The organism is Pseudooceanicola profundus (assembly GCF_054919315.1).
Genome location: NZ_CM142898.1, coordinates 555280 through 577012, shown reverse-complemented (window position 1 = coordinate 577012; position 21733 = coordinate 555280). Strand labels below are relative to the sequence as shown.

General features: G+C 67.5%; 15 protein-coding genes. 6 read left to right on the top strand and 9 right to left on the bottom strand.

The features are described 5' to 3' along the window. Window positions 1–25: 25 nt before the first annotated feature. Window positions 26–2113 (bottom strand): TonB-dependent siderophore receptor, encoded by a 2088-nt coding sequence (locus tag ACX9MO_RS02570; protein ID WP_462213440.1) that lies wholly within the window; start codon window positions 2111–2113, stop codon window positions 26–28. 80 nt (window positions 2114–2193) lie between these two features. Continuing rightward, on the bottom strand, window positions 2194–3276 hold the full coding sequence (locus tag ACX9MO_RS02565; RefSeq protein WP_462213439.1) for a siderophore-interacting protein: 1083 nt from the start codon (window positions 3274–3276) through the stop codon (window positions 2194–2196). Between the two features lie 416 nt (window positions 3277–3692). On the opposite strand from ACX9MO_RS02565, the gene cysG reads away from it, so the two are divergent. The 5 genes from cysG (at window position 3693) to ACX9MO_RS02540 (ending at window position 8132) form a co-directional block, all read left to right on the top strand. After that, window positions 3693–5078, top strand: coding sequence for a siroheme synthase CysG (gene cysG, locus ACX9MO_RS02560; protein ID WP_462213438.1), 1386 nt, complete (start codon window positions 3693–3695; stop codon window positions 5076–5078). A 366-nt stretch (window positions 5079–5444) separates the two neighbouring features. Beyond that, a complete protein-coding gene (locus ACX9MO_RS02555; RefSeq protein ID WP_462213437.1) occupies window positions 5445–5945 on the top strand; it encodes a type III secretion system chaperone family protein in 501 nt (166 codons plus the stop codon). A gap of 87 nt (window positions 5946–6032) precedes the next feature. Beyond that, complete coding sequence (proC, locus tag ACX9MO_RS02550; RefSeq protein ID WP_462213436.1) at window positions 6033–6848, top strand: pyrroline-5-carboxylate reductase; 816 nt, start codon at window positions 6033–6035, stop codon at window positions 6846–6848. Beyond that, window positions 6841–7179 (top strand): tRNA-binding protein, encoded by a 339-nt coding sequence (locus ACX9MO_RS02545; RefSeq protein ID WP_222492489.1) that lies wholly within the window; start codon window positions 6841–6843, stop codon window positions 7177–7179. The genes proC and ACX9MO_RS02545 overlap by 8 nt, the downstream gene beginning before the upstream one ends. After that, the gene (locus tag ACX9MO_RS02540) at window positions 7176–8132 is read left to right on the top strand and encodes a 2-hydroxyacid dehydrogenase (protein ID WP_462213435.1); all 957 of its coding nucleotides are present in this window, start codon (window positions 7176–7178) and stop codon (window positions 8130–8132) included. Before ACX9MO_RS02545 ends, ACX9MO_RS02540 begins: the two co-directional genes overlap by 4 nt. A 202-nt stretch (window positions 8133–8334) precedes the next feature. Here ACX9MO_RS02540 and ACX9MO_RS02535 read toward each other — a convergent pair whose 3' ends face one another. From ACX9MO_RS02535 to trpS, 3 genes are all read right to left on the bottom strand, one after another. Beyond that, complete coding sequence (locus tag ACX9MO_RS02535; protein ID WP_462213434.1) at window positions 8335–8925, bottom strand: thymidine kinase; 591 nt, start codon at window positions 8923–8925, stop codon at window positions 8335–8337. A gap of 283 nt (window positions 8926–9208) precedes the next feature. Further along, window positions 9209–12478 (bottom strand): carbamoyl-phosphate synthase large subunit, encoded by a 3270-nt coding sequence (gene carB / locus ACX9MO_RS02530; RefSeq protein WP_462213433.1) that lies wholly within the window; start codon window positions 12476–12478, stop codon window positions 9209–9211. A gap of 132 nt (window positions 12479–12610) precedes the next feature. Next, the gene (gene trpS, locus ACX9MO_RS02525; RefSeq protein ID WP_462213432.1) at window positions 12611–13636 is read right to left on the bottom strand and encodes a tryptophan--tRNA ligase; all 1026 of its coding nucleotides are present in this window, start codon (window positions 13634–13636) and stop codon (window positions 12611–12613) included. Window positions 13637–13695: 59 nt separating this feature from the next. Here trpS and ACX9MO_RS02520 point away from each other — a divergent pair, with 59 nt between their 5' ends. Then, window positions 13696–14433, top strand: a complete 738-nt coding sequence (locus ACX9MO_RS02520) for a rhomboid family intramembrane serine protease (RefSeq protein ID WP_462213431.1) — start codon at window positions 13696–13698, stop codon at window positions 14431–14433. Between the two features lie 27 nt (window positions 14434–14460). On the opposite strand, the gene ACX9MO_RS02515 is transcribed toward ACX9MO_RS02520, so the two are convergent. The 4 genes from ACX9MO_RS02515 to ACX9MO_RS02500 all read right to left on the bottom strand — a co-directional run bounded on the left by ACX9MO_RS02515 (window position 14461) and on the right by ACX9MO_RS02500 (window position 21681). Then, the gene (locus ACX9MO_RS02515; protein ID WP_462213430.1) at window positions 14461–16107 is read right to left on the bottom strand and encodes a phospholipase D family protein; all 1647 of its coding nucleotides are present in this window, start codon (window positions 16105–16107) and stop codon (window positions 14461–14463) included. Between the two features lie 74 nt (window positions 16108–16181). Beyond that, window positions 16182–17720 (bottom strand): murein biosynthesis integral membrane protein MurJ, encoded by a 1539-nt coding sequence (murJ, locus tag ACX9MO_RS02510; RefSeq protein WP_462213429.1) that lies wholly within the window; start codon window positions 17718–17720, stop codon window positions 16182–16184. Next, window positions 17717–20479 (bottom strand): [protein-PII] uridylyltransferase, encoded by a 2763-nt coding sequence (locus ACX9MO_RS02505; protein ID WP_462213428.1) that lies wholly within the window; start codon window positions 20477–20479, stop codon window positions 17717–17719. Before ACX9MO_RS02505 ends, murJ begins: the two co-directional genes overlap by 4 nt. 23 nt (window positions 20480–20502) lie before the next feature. Then, the gene (locus ACX9MO_RS02500; protein WP_462213427.1) at window positions 20503–21681 is read right to left on the bottom strand and encodes a penicillin-binding protein activator; all 1179 of its coding nucleotides are present in this window, start codon (window positions 21679–21681) and stop codon (window positions 20503–20505) included. Between the last annotated feature and the right edge of the window lie 52 nt (window positions 21682–21733).

The window sequence follows — 21733 nt, the reverse complement described above, 5'->3', positions numbered from 1 at the left end:
CCGGCAGGGGCGGACGCCCGGAGCGTCAGAACTTCGTTGTCAGGGTCAGTGCCGCGGTCCGGCCTTCGCCGATGTAGCAGGCGCCCGAGCCGCAGGAGTTGACGTAGTACTCATCGGTCAGGTTGCGCACGGTGAAGGCCGCGTCGAACCGCTCCGTCTGGTAGCCGACCATGGCATCGTAGAGCGTGTAGGACGGGGTCTTCTGGGCGTCCGACCCATCCCAGGCCGCGCCGACGTAGCGCACGCCCGCGCCGAAGCGCCAGCCGGGCAGGGCGTCGGGGGTGTAGTTCACCCAGAGCGAGCCGAAGTTCTCGGGCACGGTGGCGATGCGGTAGCCGTCCGAATTCTCGGTATCGAGCCAGGAGAAGCCGAAATCGACCGAGACCTCGCCGAAGTCATGCTTGGCGCCCAGTTCGAGCCCCTTCACGTTCGCCTCGCCGGTCTGGATCTGGAAGCCCGGGTTGGTCGGATCGGTGATGGCGAGGTTCGACTTGGTCAGGTCGAAGGCCGCGACGGTCAGGATCGAGCGGGTGCCGGGCATCTGGTACTTCAGGCCCAGTTCCCACTGCTTGCCCTCGGTCGGCTCGAACTGGTTGCCCTCGGCATCGGTCCCGGCCACTTCCTGGGTGAAGCTCTCGGCGTAGGAGAGGTAGGGGCTCATCCCGTTCGGCGCTTCGTAGAGGATGGCAAAGCTCTTGGACCATGCGTCGTCCTTCGCGCTCACCGTGTTGTCGGTGAAGGTGCCCGAGGTCTCGCCGGTTTCGATATGGGCCCACCGCAGGCCGAGGTCCACGTGCAGCCGCTCGCCGAAGGTGGCGCGGTTGGTGGCATAGACGCCGTATTCCTCGACCGTGGAGGCGGGGTAATCCGTCTGGTCGATGTCGGGATAGCCCGCGTAGACGGGGTTGTACGGGTCGATCGGAGCGATCTGTTCGCCGTAGCCATAGTCGCTGTCATAGAGCGCGCGGGAGTAGGAGGCCCCCAGCAGGGTCTTCATCCGCACGCCGTTCAGCGCCCATTGGCCCTTCAGGTTCACGTCCGCGACCGTGTCTTCCAGCGTGTTGTGCGCGGAATAGAAGGTGCGGTTGATCGTGCCGTCCGCGTTGTAGCGGTAGTTGTCGTAGTTGTCGTAGGCCCACCAGGCGTGGTTGTAGTCCGACTCCGACTCGTGGTGGCGCAGGCGCGCGTCCAGCGTCCAGCCGTTCTCGAAATCATGTTCGACCATCGCGGTGACCGAGGTCTGCTCGGTGTTCAGCTTGTCGAAGCCCGGTTCGCCCACGAAGAGGCTGTCGGGCAGGCGCCCGCCGTAGGGCGAGTCGTAGAGCGTGCCCCAGGCCGAGGCGAACTGGATCAGCGGCTGGGTTTCGGTCTTCTGGTAGTTGAACAGCAGCTTGACCGTGGTCCGGTCCGTCGCGCGCCACGCGATCGAGGGCGCGAAGGCGAGGCTGTTGTCCTGCGTGTGATCGACCTGCGTGTCGCTGTCGCGCCAGAGCCCGACGATGCGGTAGGACAGACGCCCGTCCGAGAGCGTGTCGGAGAAGTCGACGCCGATCTGCTTGCGGTTATGGGATCCGTACTGGAGCTGGACGATATTGTCGGCCGGCTGACCTGCGGTCTTGGAGGTCGTGTCCACCACGCCGCCGACCGATCCGTTGCCATAGAGCGCCGAGGCCGGGCCCTTCAGCGCCGCGACGCTGTCCAGCAGGAAGGTCTCGGGCTTCGTATCGTTGTAGTAGCCGAACCGCGATTGCAGCCCGTCATGGTAGGTCGAGGGGGCGAAGCCCCGGATGTTCGACCAGTCGGAGCGGTTGTCGAGGCCCCACTGGCCCGCCACCACGCCCGGCGCATATTGCAGCGCCTGTTCGACGCTGGTCGCGCCGCGTTCGTTGATCTGCTCCTGCGTGATCACCGAGACCGACCGCGGCGTGGCCATGATCGTCTCGCCGGTCTTGGTCACCCCGGCGGTGTCCTGCGGAATGGAGGGTCCGAAGAAACCTTCGCCTGCCGTGTCCCCCGATTCGACGGTGATGGTTTCAAGATTGATGGTCTCCTGCGCGGCCACGGCCTGCGCAGAGACCAGGAACGACAAGAGCGTCGCCTGTCCCAGCTTCACTGTGTTTCTCCCCTGAGAGTGTCTTACCTGGCGGGATGGCTGGGTGGTACAGGGGGCGGTAGAGTAGCTGACTGTAATAGTCAAGTATCGGCGGGGCTGCGGGTCCAGTAGCCTGCCACGTAATGTTGCCCGCGGGGCACGGCCCAGTCCGACCGCACCAGTTTGCGCAGCCGTTGGGCATCCGATGTCTCGCCGGCGAACCAGATGTGAGTCGCGGGGCTCCGTGCTGCGGCGGCCTCCTCCAGCGCGGCGGCGGCGCTTTCGCCCCGGCTGCGTAGCAGCAGCGTGAACCGGTCGATGTGGCGCGCGGGCAGGCAGTCCGCCGCCTCGGGGTCCGCCAGTTCCAGCAGGATCAGGGGCGCGTCGCCATAGGCGGCGGCATCGAGGCTGCGTACCATGGCGGGCAGGGCGGTTTCGTCCCCGGCCATGATCAGGTCTGCCGTGGGCGCCAGCCAGCCGCCACCGGGCCCGGTCAGGCCGATGGTCCGCCGCGCCTCGGTGCCCGCCACCAGCCCCTCGGCCCAGTGACAGGTCGGGCCGTTGCCGTGGGTATAGACGTCGAACTCCAGCCAGCCCGCCTCGATGTCGAGCGCGATGATCGTGTAGGCCGGCGTATGCAGCGCGTCCGCGCCCTCGGGCCAGACAGTGCGGGCGTCGGCGCCCACGATAGGCCAGACCGGCACGCGGCCCGGGCGGGGCAGGCAGAGCCGGAAGTGCAGCCCGGTCTCCGCCAGCGGCGCCAGCCCGGTGCCCTTGAGGCGAATGCGGATGTAGTCGCGCGACAGGCGCCGCGCCTCCGCCACCTCCAGCAGGTGGAAGTTGCGCGGGTGCACGCCCACGGCCCGCGTCGCGTCATCGGACCAGCTGAGCTCGTCGATGGTCAGCCCTTCGGCATGGTGCTGAAGGAAGTGCAGGACCATGTCGCGCATCACCTGCAACATGCCCTCGTCCGCGGCGTTCAGATGCAACTCCAGCCCGCGCTCTGCCCCCTGCGCCGCCATCCGGCCATAGCCGGTATCGCAGCTGAGTGCCTGTGCATCGCCCGACATCTGAAGGCCATGTTCCTCGCCCGCGTGGCGCAGGGCGGCCAGCAGGGCGTGGCCGTCCGGGGTGCGGCAGGTGGCGCTGAGATCGAAGGAAGACTGGGGCGACTGCGCGTTCATGGCCGGGTCCTTTCGCAGAGGGAAGAGCAAACGGGGGCGGCACCCCCATGTACGCTTGCCTGATCGGGACCGGGCTGGCTGTCGCCCTCCTACAATTTCCGACTGATTTGGTCAATCATTGCGCTGCGCCAATGGCGGACCCCCGCCAGACGCCCCCGCACCGCTCTGCACCGGCCCGTATTGGCCTCGCGCCCCTGCGCTGTTGCTGAAAATCCATGCATCCGGGGTGCATGTATGGTTGTCCGCGCTGTCGTTGCGTCAATTTCCTTGCGCGACTCGCCCTCATCGGCACAGATGGACCCAGCGGCAACGGCGCCGCCGATTTCCCTACATGACGGGACCTATGAGCAAAGCTGCTCGATCCTCCGCTTCTCGCGGTGATCGGCGGCTTTTTGGCATTTGAACGGTGGTGCGAAATGAAAAACTTCCCGATGTTCCTGCGGATGAACGGCCGGCGCGTGGTGATCTGCGGCGGGACCGAAGAGGCGGCGCGCAAGGCCCGCCTGATGCTCAAGACCGAGGCCGAACTGGTCATCGTGGCCGCGCGGCCCGAGCCGGAACTGGCCGCGCTGATCGCCAATGGCCGCGCCCGTGGCGTTGCCGAGGCCAAGCCAGAGACCTTCGAAAACTGCGCCCTCGTCTTCATCGCCACTGGTGACGAGGCCGAGGACCTGCGCCTGCGCGCCATGGCGCGGGCCGCAGGCGCCGTGGTCAACGTGGTGGACCGCCCCGAGTATTGCGACGCCTTCACCCCCTCCATCGTGGACCGCGACCCGGTCGTCGTCGCCATCGGGACCGAGGGCGCGGCCCCGGTGCTGGGCCGGTCGATCAAGACGCAGGTGGAGGTGATGCTCTCGCCCCGCCTTGGCGGTTTCGTGGCGCTGGCCGGCCGCCTGCGCGACGCGGTGGCAGAGGCGATCCCGCAATCCCGCCGTCGTGCCTTCTGGGAAGCGGCCTTTTCCGGCGCCGCCTTCCGCGCCCATCTCGCGGGCCGCGAGCGCGAGGCCGCCCGCCTGCTGAAGACGGCCATCGCCACCGGCGAGGCGCCGGCCCCCGCGGCCCACATCGCCCTCGTCGGCGCGGGCCCCGGCGCGCGTGACCTGCTGACGTTGCGCGCGGTTGAACGGCTGCAACAGGCCGACGTCATCTACTACGACCGCCTCGTCGACCCGGAGGTGCTGGAACTGGCCCGCCGCGACGCGGACCGGGTCTATGTCGGCAAGGAAGTGGGCGCCTGCGCCTGGCCGCAGGACAAGATCGACCGGCTGATCGTGGCCGAGGCCGCCAAGGGCCGCCGCGTCGTGCGGCTGAAATCCGGCGATCCCTCGATCTTTGGCCGGGCCACGGAAGAGATCGAGGCCGCCCGCGCCGCAGGGATCGAGATCGAGATCGTGCCGGGCATCACCGCTGCCTCTGCCGCCGCCGCCTCGCTGCTGCGGCCCCTGACCGAGCGGGGCGAGACCGATACCTTCGCCGTGACCACCGGCACCTGCCGTCCCGGCGATGCGACCCCGGACCGCGAACGCCTCGCCCATCCCGGCACCTCGATGGCCTTCTACATGGCGGTCGAGAAGGCGGGGCAGGTGCAGGGCGACCTGCTCGCCGGCGGCGCGCCCGCGGCCTGCCCGGTGGATATCGTCGCCTCCGCCTCCACGGTGAACGAGCGCCACGCCAGCACCACGCTGGGCGATCTCGCCGCCTGCATCGCGCGCGAGGGGCTGAAAAGCCCGGCGATCCTCTTCGTGCGCTATCCCAAGTCGCTGGCAGCGCAGATCGAGTCGGGCGGGCGCAGCGCCGCGTAGGGAAAAGAGAGGCAGGGGCCCGCAGAGGCCCGGGTAGACAACGTCGAAGTGGCCGCGTACCGCAAGGGCGCGGCCCTTTTGCATTCGAATTGCCAAGGAATGCGGGGAATTGACCGTGAATTGCCGGGGAAAAGCATCAAGCCTGACGGCGACAAACGGCTGCCCGAAGTCGCATCTATTCATGTGCCTGCAAAGATATCTTTCCACAACTTATTGAGTTTGTCCCCAACAAATTGCTTTACAGGTCCTGTCATCGGCACCACCATATTTGGTAAGGGAGCGGGGAAATCGCCCTGCCCCTAGAGCAGGCACCTAGCGCTTGGGGCGCTACCCGTCCCGGCGCTACAACAGAAATGAGGTGGCGCCATGGCTATGGCTGAAACGTTCCAGACGGAAGAAGTTCATCCGATCGACATCGTCGAGACACTGGCCGAATTCAACGAATGGGAATTCGACCGGATCGCAGACGATCAGATCGCCATGGCGGTCGAAGGCCAATGGCGCACTTATTCCGTCACCCTCGCCTGGTCCCCCTACGACGAGACCCTGCGCCTTGTCTGCACCTTCGAGATGGAACCGCCCGAGGACAAGGAAGCGGGCCTCTACGAACTGCTGAACAAGGTGAACGACCAGTGCTGGGCCGGCTCCTTCACCTACTGGGCCGAGCAGAAGATGATGGTCTTCCGCTACGGCCTGCTGCTGACCGGTGGCCAGATGGCCTCGCCGGAACAGATCGACATGCTGATCCGCGCCTCCGTCGGCTCGGCCGAGCGTTACTACCCCGCGTTCCAGCTTCAGGTCTGGGGCAACCGCACCGCCGAGGAAGCGCTGCAGGTCGCCATTGCAGAGGCCTACGGCCACGCGTAAACATTTTCCCCGTACCCGTCGCCCCGGCGCGCACCCTTGCGTCCGCCGGGGGGGCGCGACCTGAAACGGCGAGCGACCGGGGGAGATATGACACTAGAAATCGTTGCGGAACGCGGCCTTGTGCTTCTGGGCTGCGGCAAGATGGGCAGCGCAATGCTGGCCGGATGGCTCGAAGGTGGGCTGCCTGCCACCTCTGTCTGGGTGATCGACCCGAACCCGTCCGACTGGCTGAAATCCACAGGCGTCCACATCAACACCGAGGTGCCCGCCGCGCCGGCCGTGGCGCTCGTGGCGGTGAAGCCGCAGATGATGGGCGATGCCCTGCCGACGCTGGCGGCCATGGGCAACGGCGACACTCTCGTGATCTCCGTCGCCGCCGGGACCCCGATTTCCAAGTTCGCCGAGGTCTTCGGCGCGCAGACGCCGATCGTCCGCGCCATGCCGAACACGCCCGCCGCCGTGGGCCGGGGCATCACCGCCATCATCGGCAACGCCAACGTCGGCGAGGCGGGCCTCGCCCTGACCGAGGCGCTGCTCTCTGCCGTTGGGCAGGTGGTGCGGCTCGAGGATGAAAGCCAGATGGATGCGGTCACCGGTGTCTCCGGCTCCGGTCCGGCCTATGTCTTCCACCTGATCGAGACGCTCGCCGCCGCGGGCGAGGCACAGGGGCTCTCGCCCGAGCTAGCGCTGCAACTGGCCCGCGCGACCGTGGCCGGGGCAGGGGCGCTGGCCGAGGGCGTGGACGAGACGCCCGCGCAGCTCCGCATCAACGTCACCAGCCCGAACGGCACCACGCAGGCCGCGCTGGAGGTGCTGATGGACGAGGCCGATGGCTTCCCCGCGCTGCTGAAGCGTGCGGTGAAGGCCGCGACGGAGCGATCGCGGGAACTGGCGAATGGCTGATATCTCCTTCGACGACTTCCTCAAGGTCGACATCCGCGCGGGCCGCGTGCTGCGCGCAGAGCCCTTCCCCGAGGCGCGCAAGCCGGCCATCAAGATGTGGATCGACTTCGGCCCCGAGATCGGCGAGCGCAAGACCTCGGCGCAGGTGACGAAACACTACACCCCCGAAAGCCTGACCGGCCGCATGGTCATGGGCGTGGTGAACTTCCCGCCGCGCCAGATCGGGCCTTTCATGTCCGAGGTGCTGGTACTGGGCGTCTCCGACGCCGAGGGGGGCATCGTCCTGCTGGCCCCCGACCAGGAGGTGGCGCCCGGGGAGCGGATGCATTGAAACGGATCCTGATCACGCGGCCCCTGCCGGCCGCCGTCCTCGCCCGTGCCGAGGCCACCTACAACGTGGAACTGCGCGAGAAGAACGAGCCCATGAAACGGGCCGAGATGCGGGCCTCGCTGGCGCTCTACGACGGTGTGCTGATGACGCTGGGCGACAATTACGGCACCGAGGTCGTTGCAGATTCCGAACATCACCGGTGCAAGATCCTCGCGAATTTCGGCGTGGGCTTTAACCATATCGACATTTCGGCCGCCGCCGCCTCTGGTATCACCGTGACCAACACGCCCGGTGCGGTGACCGATGCCACCGCCGATATCGCGATGACGCTGATCCTCATGTCCTGCCGCCGCGCGGGCGAGGGTGAGCGCCGGGTGCGTGCCGGGCATTGGCAGGGCTGGTACCCGACCGAACTGCTGGGGCTCCACGTTACCGGCCGCACCGTCGGGATCGTGGGGATGGGCAACATCGGGCAGGCCATCGCGCGGCGCTGCCACCACGGCTTCGGCATGACCGTGAAGTACTTCAACCGCTCCCCGAAAGACGTTGGTTTCCCTGCCGAAAAGATCGAGAGCCTGGCAGAGCTGGCGGCGTCGGTCGATATCCTCGTCGTTGCCGTGCCGGGCGGGGCGGACACGCGCCACCTGATCGACGCACAGGTGCTGGCCGCGATGCAGCCCCATGCGCATCTGGTGAATATCGCCCGGGGTGAGATCGTCGAGGAGGCCGCGCTGATCGCGGCGCTGGAGGCCGGGCAGATCGCCGGCGCCGGGCTCGACGTCTACGAGTTCGAGCCCGAGGTGCCCGAGGCGCTGCGGAGCCGCGAGAACGTCACGCTGCTGCCCCATCTGGGCACTGCCAGCGAAGAGGTCCGCACCGACATGGGGATGATGGCGCTCGACAACCTCGACGCCTTCTTTGCCGGCGAGACGCCTCCCAATGCGGTGACCTGAGCGCGGGTCACCGGAAAATGCACATTTTCCGGGCCGTTTTCTTCGAAGAAAACGGTTCGGATTGAGGGCGGGGCGCCTGTGACAGGCGCCTTGCCTGCCGGTGAGGCCGGGCGGACCCGTTCGTGAGCGGGCACTGCCGCCGACGCCGGGCGGGAAGATCTATCGAAAAATCTTCCCAAAATTCTTCGAAGAATTTTGGCGCCTACGCCTCGGCGGTGTCGCCCATCTCCTCGCGCCAGTGACGGCGGCAGAGGGAGACATAGGTCTCGTTCCCGCCGATCTGCACCTGCGCGCCTTCCCGCAGGGCCTTGCCGCTGCCGTCCCGGCGCACGACCATCGTTGCCTTGCGCCCGCAGTGGCAGATCGTGCGCACCTCGCGCATCTCGTCGGCCAGTGCCAGCAGGGCCGCGGAGCCCTCGAAGAGTTCACCCAGGAAATCCACCCGCAGGCCGTAGCACATCACCGGCACGCGCAGGTCGTCCACGGCGCGGGCCAGCTGCCAGACCTGATCGCGTTCGAGGAACTGTGCCTCGTCCACGAAGACGCAGGCGCAGGGGCCTTCGGCCAGCCGGTCGCGGATGCGGGCAAAGAGGTCCTCGCCGGGGCCGAAGGTCTCGGCCTCGGCGCCGATGCCGATGCGCGACCCGATCCGGCCTGCGCCCGCGCGATTGTCGAGCCGCGCGGTCAGCAGGAAGGTCTGCATCCCCCGCTCGCGGTAGTTGTGCGACGCCTGCAGCAGGATCGTCGATTTGCCCGCGTTCATGGTGGAGTAGTGGAAGTAGAGCTTGGCCATGGGCAGGGCATAGCCGCAGAGCCGCGGGGCTGTCCAGATCGCTTGCGCGCTCCGATCCGCGGCGGGCGATCAGGGCCCGGGCCGCAAGGCTGACGGCGTCAGATCAGCGGAACCAGCGGCACGTCGCAGCCCGCCAGGGCCATCAGTCCGAGGATCAGGCCAAGGCGCGTGAGAAGGGTCATGGGAGAACTCCGAAAGCAGAAGGGGCGCCCCGAAGGACGCCCCTGAAGTCTGTGCGATTATCCGGCCCGGGTCAAACAGAGTGGGCTCGGATAGGCCGGGTTCAGATCGACTGGAGGCTTGCCACTTCGATCTCGCCCTCGATCCGCGACTGCATCGCCTGAACGGCGGCTTTCGCGCCGGCGGCGGTGGTGAAGTAGGGGATCTTGTCATAGAGCGCGACCGAGCGGATTTCGCGGCTGTCGGAGACCGACTGCGCGCCTTCCGTCGTGTTCAGCACGAGGGCGATCTGGCCGTCCTTCAGCTGGTCCACGATGTTCGGGCGGCCTTCGTAGACCTTGTTCACCGTCTCGCAGGCCACCGAGGCCCCGGCGAGCCAGGCGGCGGTGCCGCGGGTGGCCACGATGGTGAAGCCCATGGCCGCGAGGCCCTGTGCTGCTTCCAGCATCGAGGGCGTCTTGTCCTCGTCCCGGATCGACAGGAAGACGCGGCCTTCGGTCGGCAGGTCGGTGCCGGCGCCCAGCTGGGCCTTCAGGAAGGCGCGGGCGAAGGTGCGGTCATAGCCCATGACCTCGCCGGTGGAGCGCATTTCCGGCCCGAGGATCGTGTCGACGCCCGGGAAGCGGGCGAAGGGCAGCACGGCCTCTTTCACCGCGAAGCCGTCGATCTGGGGATCGACGAGGTCGAAGTTGCCCAGCTTCTCGCCGGCCATGACGCGCGAGGCGATGGAGGCGATGGGCGAATTCACGGCCTTGGCGACGAAGGGCACGGTCCGCGAGGCGCGCGGGTTGACCTCGATCAGGTAGATCTCGCCGTCCTTCACCGCGAACTGCACGTTCATCAGGCCGACGACGCCCAGTTCCAGCGCAAGGGCAGTGGACTGGCGCTTCAGCTCGGCGATGATCTCGGGGTCGAGCGAGTAGGGGGGCAGCGAGCAGGCGCTGTCGCCCGAGTGCACGCCGGCCTCCTCGATGTGCTGCATCAGGCCCGCCACATGCACCGTCTCGCCGTCGCAGAGCGCGTCCACGTCCAGCTCCGTCGCATTGGCGAGGTAGCTGTCGAGCAGCACGGGGCTGTCGCCCGAGACGACCACGGCGTCGCGGATGTAGCGCTTGAGGCCGTCCATGTCGCGGACGATCTCCATCGCGCGGCCACCGAGGACGTAGGAGGGGCGGATCACCAGCGGGAAGCCGATCTCCTCGGCGATCTTCAGCGCCTGTTCATCGGTCGAGGCGATGCCGTTCTTGGGCTGCTTCAGGCCCAGACGGTTCACCAGGTCCTGGAACCGCTCGCGGTCCTCGGCCAGGTCGATGGCGTCGGGCGTGGTGCCAAGGATCGGGATGCCGGCCTCTTCCAGCGCATTGGCCAGCTTCAGGGGCGTCTGGCCGCCGAACTGGACGATGACACCGTGCAGGTTGCCCTTGGACTGTTCGACACGGAGGATTTCCATCACGTGCTCGAAGGTCAGCGGCTCGAAGTAGAGCCGGTCCGAGGTGTCGTAGTCGGTCGAGACGGTCTCGGGGTTGCAGTTGACCATGATGGTCTCGTACCCGGCGTCCGTCAGCGCGAAACAGGCGTGGCAGCAGCAGTAGTCGAACTCGATCCCCTGGCCGATCCGGTTCGGACCGCCGCCGAGGATGACGACCTTCTTGCGCTCGGAGGGACGCGCCTCGCATTCCACCTCGCCCATGACGGGCTCTTCGTAGGTGGAGTACATGTAGGGCGTCTGGGCCTCGAACTCGGCCGCGCAGGTGTCGATGCGCTTGAAGACGGCGGTGACGCCGAGGTTGTGACGCGCGCGGCGCACGTTGTCCTCGTCCCGACCGGCCAGCTTGGCGAGGCGGGCGTCGGAGAAGCCGAGCATCTTGAGTTTGCGCAGGCCCTCTTCGGTCACCGGCAGGCCGTTGACGGCCACTTCGGCCTCGGCGCGCATGATCTCGCGGATGCGGTCGAGGAACCACGGGTCGAAGGCGGTGGCGGCGGCGATCTCGTCGTTGGTCAGGCCATGACGCATCGCCTGCGCGATGACGCGGATACGGTCGGGCGTCTGCTCGGAGAGCGCCTTGACCACGGCGGCCTTGTCAGGGGCGCCCTCGATCTCGATTTCGTCGAAGCCGGTCAGGCCGGTCTCCATCGAGGCAAGCGCCTTCTGCATCGATTCGTGGAAGGTCCGGCCGATGGCCATGGCCTCACCCACCGACTTCATGGCGGTGGTCAGGTGCGGCTTGGAGCCGGGGAACTTCTCGAAGGCGAAGCGCGGGATCTTGGTGACGACATAGTCGATGGTCGGCTCGAAGGAGGCGGGCGTGACCTTGGTGATGTCGTTGTCCAGCTCGTCCAGCGTGTAGCCCACGGCCAGCTTGGCCGCGATCTTGGCGATCGGGAAGCCGGTGGCCTTGGAGGCCAGCGCCGAGGAGCGCGACACGCGGGGGTTCATCTCGATCACGACCATGCGGCCGTCTTCGGGGTTGATCGCCCATTGCACGTTCGAGCCGCCGGTCTCCACGCCGATTTCGCGCAGCACGGCGATCGAGCCGTTGCGCATGGCCTGGTATTCCTTGTCGGTCAGCGTCAGCGCGGGGGCCACGGTGATCGAGTCACCGGTGTGCACGCCCATCGGGTCCACGTTCTCGATCGAGCAGACGATGATCGCGTTGTCCGCCTTGTCGCGGACGACCTCCATCTCGAATTCCTTCCAGCCGAGGAGGGATTCGTCGACGAGGATCTGGCCCACGGGCGAGGCTTCCATGCCCGAGCGGCAGTAATGTTCGTAGTCGTCGCGGTTGTAGGCCACGCCACCGCCGGTCCCGCCAAGGGTGAAGGCGGGGCGGATGATCGCGGGCAGGCCGATGTGCTCCAGCGCGTCGATGGCGTCCTTCAGGCCCGAGGCGATGTCATGCTTGCCGTTGGCCATCTTGGGCGCGGTGACGATGGTCGCCTTGGGGTTTTCCAGCCCGATGCGGTCCATGGCCTCGCGGAAGAGCTTGCGGTCCTCGGCCATCTCGATGGCATCGCGGTTCGCGCCGATCAGCTCGACGTTGAACTTGTCCAGCACGCCCATGTCGGCGAGCGCCAGCGAGGTGTTGAGGCCCGTCTGGCCACCCATGGTGGGCAGCAGCGCGTCGGGGCGCTCCTTCTCGATGATCTTGGCGACCACCTCGGGGGTAATCGGTTCGATGTAGGTCGCGTCTGCGAGGCCCGGATCGGTCATGATCGTGGCCGGGTTCGAGTTCACGAGGATGACGCGATAGCCTTCTTCGCGCAGGGCCTTGCAGGCCTGTGCCCCCGAGTAGTCGAATTCGCAGGCCTGTCCGATGATGATGGGACCTGCGCCGATGATCATGATCGATTTGATGTCTGTTCTCTTCGGCATGTCCTGTACCCCGGCGGCAAATTGATGCGGGTTATAGTCAAAGCCCCCCCGGGCGCAAGGGGCCGCGGGCAGGGTCGGGGGCCTCGTTGTGCCCCCTGTGATTTATTCTGTCCCCCGAGGGGGATGCAGGCCTTAGCCGTGGACCATGCCCACGATCTCCAGCGTGCGCTTGAGCACGGGCTGGGCGATTTCGCGGGCGCGATCGGCGCCACGGGTCAGAATCATGTCGATTTCCTCGGGCGCTTCCATCAGCCGGGCCATCTCGGTCGAGATCGGCGAGAGCTTGGCCACGGCCAGGTCGGCGAGCATCGGCTTGAACTCCGAGAACTGCTTGCCGCCCACGTCCGCCAGCACCTGTTCGACCGTCTGGTCGTTCAGCGCGGCATAGATGTTGACGAGGTTGCGGGCCTCGGCACGCTCCTTCAGGCCCTCGGTCTCGGAGGGCAGGGCCTCCGGGTCGGTGCGGGCCTTGCGGATCTTGTTGGCGATGGCATCGGCGTCATCGGTCAGGTTGATCCGGCTCATGTCGGAGGGATCGGACTTCGACATCTTCTTGGTGCCGTCGCGCAGCGACATGACGCGGGTGGCCGCGCCCTCGATCACCGGCTCGGGCAGGGGGAAGAACTCGGTCCCGTAGTCGTGGTTGAACTTGATCGCGATGTCGCGGGTCAGCTCCACGTGCTGTTTCTGGTCCTCGCCCACGGGGACGTGGGTGGCATGGTAGAGCAGGATGTCCGCCGCCATCAGCGCCGGATAGGCAAAGAGGCCGAGCGAGGCGTTCTGGCTGTTCTTGCCCGCCTTGTCCTTCCACTGGGTCATGCGCTGCATCCAGCCCATGCGGGCGACGCAGTTGAAAATCCACCCCAGCTGGGCGTGTTCGCCGACCTGGCTCTGGTTGTAGAGGATCGACTTTTCCGGATCGACGCCCGAGGCGATGAATCCGGCGGCCAGTTCGCGGGTCTGGCGGCGCAGGGCGTCGGGGTCCTGCCAGACGGTGATCGCGTGCATGTCGACCATGCAGTAGATCGTCTCGACCCCCTGATCCTGCGCATCGGCAAAGCGTTTCAGCGCCCCGAGGTAGTTGCCCAGGGTCAGGCCGCCGGAGGGCTGAATGCCCGAAAAGACGCGCGGGGTGAACTGGGGGGCGGCCTCGGTCATGCTCTGGTCCTGTCTGGTTCGCTTGCTGGTCTGGATTTTCTGCCGCACCTCGCTTACCCATGCCCCCAATTATCGTCAAGGCGCTGAGCGCCCTTGCAGAGGAAGAGCCCATGTATCAGCCCGGCCAAGAGAGCCCGATCAATCCCCTTCCGACGGTCGTGCTGCTGCTCTTCGCGGGCATCATGGCGATGGAAGTCGTGCTCAGCCTCGGCAGCTGGGGCGTGGTGGGGGGGCCGCAGGCCATCGGCTGGCGCCTGACGGCGATCCAGCGGTTCTCCTTCTCGGGCGAGATCTTCGACTGGATGGTGGAGAACCGCCGCTTCCCGCCCGAGCACATGCTGCGCTTCGTGACCTATCCCTTCGTCCATCCCGCGTTCACCTCGGCGCTCTTCTCGGGCGTGATGCTGCTGGCGCTTGGAAAATGGGTGGGTGAGGTGATCCACGGGCTGGCGATGCTGGTGGTCTTCTTCGCCTCGGCCATCGTGGGGGCGCTGGCCTACGGCGCCTTCACCGAGGACCCGATGCCGCTGATGGGGGCCTTCCCGCCGGTCTACGGGCTGATCGGGGTCTTCACCCACCTGATGTGGATCCGGCTGGGCCAGATCGGCCAGAAGCAGGCCCGCGCTTTCACGCTGATCGGCATGCTGATGGCGCTGCAACTGCTCTTCGGCCTGCTGTTCGGCGCGCATTCCGACTGGGTCGCGGACCTCGCGGGTTTCGTCACCGGCTTCGTGCTGACGCCGCTGCTGGTGCCCGGTGGCCTTGCCGCGCTGCTGGCCCGCCTGCGGCGCGAGTGATCCGCGCCGCACCGTCCCGCGGCGCCTTCAGAACATCGCCGCCGGCACGATCGGCACGTAGCGGGCGAAATGGCGGTTGCGCTTTTCCGGGAAGGGCATGGCGAACCCGTCGCGATCGTCGGGCTGCCGCGCCGCATTGGCCAGCGCCGCCTCGCGCCATGTGGTGACCCGGTCCACCGGCTTGCCCTCGCCGTGGGCGCCCAGCCAGTTGCGCGCCAGCCGCTCGCGCAGGGTGCGGATCGCCTCTGCATCGTGGAACATGACCGAGGCCTCGCTGTCCCAGAGCATCGACCGCCCGTTCAGGTTGGCGGAGCCCACGATCCCGGTGTGGTCGTCCACCAAGGTCACCTTGGAGTGGACGTAGACGATGCCCGCGCCCTCCACCGGCAGGTGTTCGCCCTCCGGCGCCCTGCGCGGCTGCACCGGCGAGACCACCGTCATGCGACGCCCGAAGGCCTTGCGCAGGATGCGCAGGCAGCGCAGCTGCAGCGCCTGCCCGTGGCGGGCGTCGACGCTGTAGTGCCCCTCGAAGATCACCCGCTCCGGCTCCGTCGGCAGGACGAGGACCAGCTCCAGCTCCGGTGACCGGGCGGCGGCCCCGGCAAGGGCGCGGGCCAGCGGCTCGTGGCGGAAGAACTGGGTCTCGAGGTAGACATAGCGCTCGGCCCGCTCGAAGGCGGCCAGATGCGCGCTCACATGTTCCGAAACCGCTGTCTCGGGCGAGAAGCGGAACGGACCGGGGCAGCCGACCGAAAGGGTGCGCAGCAGGCTGGGGGCCTGCTCCTTGCCTGCCGCGGCCTCGTCGATGCGGCGCTCGATCCAGGGATCGGGGATCGTGTCGAGCGCATCCTCCTCCATCGACCCGGCATCGGGCGAGAAGATGGTGCCGCCGTTGTGGCGCGCGCGTTCCCAGCAGGTTGCGAAGTGGCTGCGGATCTGCGGCACGATCTCGCCCGTCACCTGCATCGAGACGTCGTGCCAGGTGTCGCGCGGGCGCTGGTTGTGGTCGGGCCCGTCCCAGCGGCGCTCGTCCACGTCGATGCCGCCAATGATCGCGCGGGCATTGTCGGCCACGGCAAACTTCTGGTGCAGCGTCACGGGCGCGATGAACCAGTCACCGCCAAGGGCGCGGTGCTGCATCGGCGTCAGGGCATGGCCGGGTGCGCGTTTCAGGCTGCGCAGCTTGGATTTCACCTTGGGCAGGAAGATCCATTCATAGAGTGGCGCGGGGCGGCATTCGTGGATCGCGGTGATGATCTCTGCCTCCGGGGGCAGCCGCGCGGCGAAGATCCGGGCGCTGGCCCATGTGCCGCGGTGCAGGTCGGCGGTGAAGACCGGGTCGAAATCCGCCAGCAGCAGCCGGACCTTCACGCCCTTGCGGGCCACGTGGTCCAGCAGGTCGGCCCATGTGACGAGGTCGAGCGCAAGCGCGTCCTCGCTGCGCAGGGCGGTGCGGGCATCGAAGATGCGGAACGACATCAGCAGTTCACGCTCCGCCGAGAGGGCGAGGCGCTCCAGTTCCGGGAACATCTCGGAGGCAGTGATGAGAGGCGCGAGCAACGGCGCCTCGGGCGCGGTCACGGCCGTGGCCGTGGCGCTTTCCGTTTCCTGCCGGAACACGCGGGCAAGCCGGTGGGCAAGGGAGGAGGGGAGGGGCAGTTGTCTGCGGGTCATGCGGGGCTGTGGCCTCTGCTGTCTGGGTCGTCCAGACAACGCCTCAGCCCCGCAATTGTTTCCCGCGACTTGGCTCAGCGCCGCACGGCGGCACGGAAGTCCTTGAGACGGAAGGCGCCTATCAGCTGGCCCGCGCCGAAATAAACCGCCGAACCCCAGAGGATCAGCAGCAGAACGGCGAGGTAGCGCAGCCCGGCGGTGTTCAGCCAGCCGTGCAGCACCATGTAGCCGGGCCAGAGCGCGGCACCCATGATCAGCGCCGCGGCGGTGATCCGCCAGATCCGGCGCCGGAACTGCGCGTCGAAGCGGGCGACCTCGCCCATGCCGCGGCTGCCGCGCACCAGCAGGCCGACCATGGCCCAGCCTGCCGCCGTGGTGGCAAGCGCGGTGGCCAGCCAGCCCATCATCGGCGCCAGACCCACGGCGATGACCGCGTTCACGCCCATGGCCACGAGGGCATAGTAGAACGGCCGCCGCGTGTCTTCGCGGGCGAAGAAGAGCGGTTGCAGGATCTTCTGCAGCACGAAGGCCGGCAGGCCGAGGCCATAGATCGCCACGGCCATGGCGATCGCCTCGCTGTCGGTGCGCGTGGTTGCGCCGCGCTCGAAGAGGACGGCGACGAGGGGCAGGGGGATCACCACCAGCGCCACGGCGCAGGGGATGGTGAGGGCGAGGCTGATCTCGCCGGCCCGCGACAGCGCATGGCGCGCGCCGCTGTCGTCCCGGGCCTTTAGGCGGCGCGACAGGTCGGGCAGCAGCACGACACCCACGGCGATCCCCACCACGCCGAGCGGCAGCTGGTAGAGCCGGTCGGCGGCGTAGAGCCAGCCCACCGCGCGGTCGAAGTAGGAGGCGACCTGCTGGCCCACCAGCAGGTTGATCTGCACCACGCCCCCGGCGAGGCAGGCGGGAATGGCGATCCGCACGAGGCGCTTCATCTCGGGTGTCAGGCGCGGGCGCCGGGGCCGGATGCGCAGGCCCGCACGGCCCACGGCGGTCCAGACCAGCACCATCTGCGCGACGCCGGCCACCGGGATCGCCCAGATCAGCCATTGCGCCACGTCCCCGCCCACGAGGATGCCGATGCCCATGGAGGCGACCAGCAGCACGTTCAGCAGCACCGGCGCGGCCGCCGCAGCGGCAAACCGGCCCGAGGCATTCAGCACGCCCGAGAGCAGCGCCGCGAGGGAGATGAAGAGGATGTAGGGGAAGGCGATGCGCCCGAAGTCCACCGCCAGCGGGAATTGCGCCTGACCGGCAAAGCCGGAGGCAAGGGCAAGGATCAGCCACGGCATGAAGAGCTGCGCCACCAACGTCAGCAGGATCAGCACCATGGCCAGCCCCGACATCGCCTGCGAGGCAAAGCCCTCGGCGTCCTCGCCGCCTTCCAGCTTCTTCGAGAACATCGGCACGAAGGCCATGTTGAAGGCGCCCTCGGCGAAGAAGCGGCGGAACATGTTGGGCAACCGGAAGGCCACCACGTAGGCCTCGTAGGCCGGGCCCGTGCCCAGCCATGCGAGGATCATCGCATCACGGACAAAGCCCAGCACCCGGCTGAGCATGGTCCATATCCCGACGGTGAAGAGGCCCGAGGCCAGCCGGATCGGCTTCAAGACCGGGCCCTTTCCTGGCCATCCCGGATGGCCTGTTGCAGGGCTTTCTCAAGCGCGCGGCGCTTGCTCTCGGAGTGGAGTTTCAATCCGAAGACATCCTTGACGTAGAAGGTATCGACCACCTGTTCGCCGAAGGTGGCGCAGACGGTCTGGAAGATCTGGATATGCGAGGCGGCCAGCGTCCGCGCCAGATCGTAGAGCAGGCCCGGCCGGTCGCGGGTGTCCACCTCGATGATCGTGTAGATCTCGGAGCCCTCGTTGTCGAAGGCGATGGAGGTGTTCACCCGGAAGGCGCGTTCGCGCTTCTTGATCTTGTCGCGGTCCTTGATCGCATCGCGCGCCACCACTTCGCCCTTGAGGGTCTTGTGGATCATCTGGGTCAGGCGTTTCAGGCGGCTGGCCTCGTAGGGATGGCCGTCCTGATCCTGTATCCAGAAGGCCGCCGTGGCATAGCCGTCCTTGGAGGTATAGGACCGCGCATCCACCACGTTGGCCCCCACGAGGGCCAGCGCCCCGGACAGGCGGGCGAAGATGCCGGGGTGATCGGCCATGGCAAAGAGCGCGCGTGTCGCGTCGCGGTCTTCGTCCGGGTGCAGGTCGATGGCGATCTCGTCCGGTCCCAGCGTGCGCAGCATGCGGGCGAACTCCGCATGCGCGGTCACGTGCAGGCCCTGCCAGTAGGGCGGGTAGTGCCGCTTGACCTCGACGGCGAGGTCCTCCCGGGGCCAGTCCTTCAGCGCATCGCGCAGCGAGGCCTCGGCCTCTTCGCCGCGCCGGGTGCGGTTGAGCTCTTCCAGCCCGGTTTCCATGGCCCGCTTGGTCTGGCGGTAGAGCGAGCGCAGCAGCGCCGCCTTCCAGTTGTTCCACGTCGTCGGGCTGACGCCGCGGATGTCGCAGACCGTCAGAACCGTCAGCAGGTCCAGCCGCTTGACCGTCTGTACCGCCTTGGCGAAATCGCGCACGGTGCGGGGGTCCGCGATGTCGCGTTTCTGCGCCATGTCGGACATCAGCAGGTGATAGCGCACCAGCCATTCCACTGTGGCGGATTCCTCGGGCGTGAGGCCGAGCCGCGGGGCCACCTTGCGGGCGATCTTGGCGCCAAGGACGGCGTGATCCTCGTCCCGGCCCTTGCCGATGTCATGCAGCATCAGCGCGACGTAGAGCACCTTGCGGTTGACCCCGTCCGCGAGGATCGTCGAGGCGACGGGCAGTTCCTCGCGCAGTTCGCCGTGTTCGATCTGGGCCAGCGTGCGGATGCACTGGATGGTGTGCTCGTCCACCGTGTAGGCGTGATACATGTTGAACTGCATCATCGCCACGATGGGCTCGAACTCGGGGATGAAGGCGGCCAGCACGCCAAGCTCGTTCATCCGCCGCAGCGAGCGTTCCGGGTTCCCGTGCTTGAGCAGCAGGTTGAGGAAGATCTCCTGCGCTTCGGGCGTGTTGCGCATGTCCTCGTCGATCAGTTTCAGGTTCGCCGAGACAAGGCGCATGGCATCCGGATGGATCAGCAGCCCGGTGCGCAGCCCCTCGTCGAAGAGCCGCAGCAGGTTCAGCTTGTCCGCGAGGAAGGCCTCCTCGTCCCCGATCGCCAGCCGGTTGTGGACCGTGGCATAGGGCGGCTTGACCTTGGGCGCGCGCCGGAAGAGCCGCTGCAGCAGGGGCTCGGTCTTGACGTGGGTCGCTTCCAGCTTGGTCAGGAAGATGCGGGTCAGGTCGCCCACCTGCGTGGCATGGCGGAAATAGGCCTGCATGAAATGCTCGACCGCGCGACGCCCGCCCTTGTCGACATAGCCCATACGTTCGGCCACCTGCACCTGCATGTCGAAGGTGAGCTGGTCCATGGGCCGTTCGGCGATCAGGTGCAGGTGACAACGCACCGCCCAGAGGAAATCCTCGGCGGCGCGGAAGGTGCGGTATTCCTCGTCGGTGAAGACCCCGAGGCGCACGAGATCCTGCACTGACTGCACGCCGTGGACATACTTCGCGATCCAGTAGAGCGACTGCAGGTCGCGCAGGCCGCCCTTGCCCTCCTTCACGTTGGGCTCCACCACGTAGCGCTGTCCACCCTGCTTGCGGTGGCGTGCGGCGCGTTCCTCCAGCTTGGCCTCGATGAAATCGCTTTCGGTGCCGCTGAAGAGCTCGGTCCAGAGCCGGCTTTCCAGCTCCAGCCCCAGCTTGCCGTCGCCGGCCAGCAGGCGGGATTCCATCAGCGCGGTGCGGATCGTGTAGTCCTCCGCGCCCATCTTCAGGCAATCCTTGATGGTGCGCGAGGAGTGCCCGACCTTCAGGTGCAGGTCCCAGAAGATGTAGAGCAGCGTCTCGATCAGGCTCTCGAGCCAGGGGGTGATCTTGTGATGGGCGAGGAACAGCAGGTCCACGTCGGACTGCGGTGCCATCTCGCCACGGCCATAGCCGCCCACGGCGCAGACCGCGAAGACAGTGGGCTTGCCCTTTTCCTGCGGCGTGATGTGGTGGACGGTGGCGCTCAACGCGGTGCGGATCACGCAGTCCATCAGCCAGGAGTAGGCGGCCGTGGTGGCGCGGCTGTCGAAGGGATGGGCGGCGAAGGCGGCGGCAATGGTGGTGCGGCCCTCGGTCAGGGCCTCCTGCAACAGGGGCACGAGGACGTCGCGGAACGGCTTGCCGCCGCCGGTCTCCTCGAGGGCCTTCGCGATACGGGCATCCATGGCGCCCTGGTCGAAAATCGTCTCGGCCGGACAAATCAGATCGTCCGGCCGTTCCATCGTAAGTGTCATCTAGTGGATCGTCTCCGAAAGGATCAGAAGCCGAACCCGCCGAAGGCGCGCGGGGCGGCGTCGATCACCACGACCTGGCCGTCCCGGACTGTCGCCACGGCGAGGCCGCGTTCGTTGGTGCCGTTGCCCAGCAGGCGGAACACGCCGCCCACGCCCTGGAACCCGGCGGATTGGGTCAGCGCCTGGCCGGTCAGCGCGTCGCCGCGGCCCTGCTTCACGAGCGCGCCGATGGCCGCGATACCGTCATAGGCGAGCGAGCCGATCGGGTGCGGCTGGCCGCCGTAGGCCGCCGCATAGCGCGACGAGAACTGCTGCGACAGGTTGGGGTCGGGCATGGCGAACCAGCCGCCCTGTACGCCGGGCAGTTCCAGCGTCTGGGGCGGGATGTCCCAGCGGGTCAGGCCGATGAACTGCGTCGCGGCGGGCGAGACGCCCTGTTCCGGCAGCAGCTGGCTGAAGAGCGGCAGCGCGCCCGAGGTGTCGGCGGTCAGGAAGATCGCGTCGGCGCCCTGGTCCACGGCGGATTTCACCCGCGGCACGGCACTCATCACGCCCTGCTGCGAGAATTCGTAGGTGACGCTGCTGGCGACGTTGACGCCGGCGGTCTGGGCAGCCGACTGGATCGCCTGCTGGCCCAGCTGGCCGGCCAGGTTGGTCGAGGCGACCACGACGATGTTCTGCTTGCCCTGGTCCTTGGCATAGCGCGCCAGCCGGTTGGCCGTGTTCTGGAACGTCGGGCCGAGGATGAAGACGTTGCCGCCCGCCACGGTGGGGTTGTTCGAGAAGGCCAGCACGTTGACGCCACGTTGCGCGGCGACGATGCCCACGGCATTCGCGCTCTCGCCGTAGACCGGGCCGAGGATGATCTTGGCACCGTCGTCGATCGCCTTGGAGGCGACGCTCTGCGCCGTGGCCGCATTGCCGGCGGTGTTGTAGACCCGCAGGTCGATCTGCACGCCGTCCAGGTCGTTCGCCGCGAGGCGGGCCGCGTTTTCAAGGCTTTGCGCCAGAACGTCATCACCCGAACTGCCAGACCCGCGAGGGACGAGAAGGGCGACGGGGACGGGGGCGGAGGTGTTGATCGACGGGCCCGTGGACCCCCCGCTCATGGAAACCGGCTCACAGGCGGCGAGCGTCAGGGCGGCGACACCCGCGGTGATGCTGGCAAACGCCTTGCGGGCGGCGCGCGGAAGGGCGAACATGGGAGACTCCTCGGATCCGTGGCTCGGGTCGGCCCCTTGGGGGCATATCTCC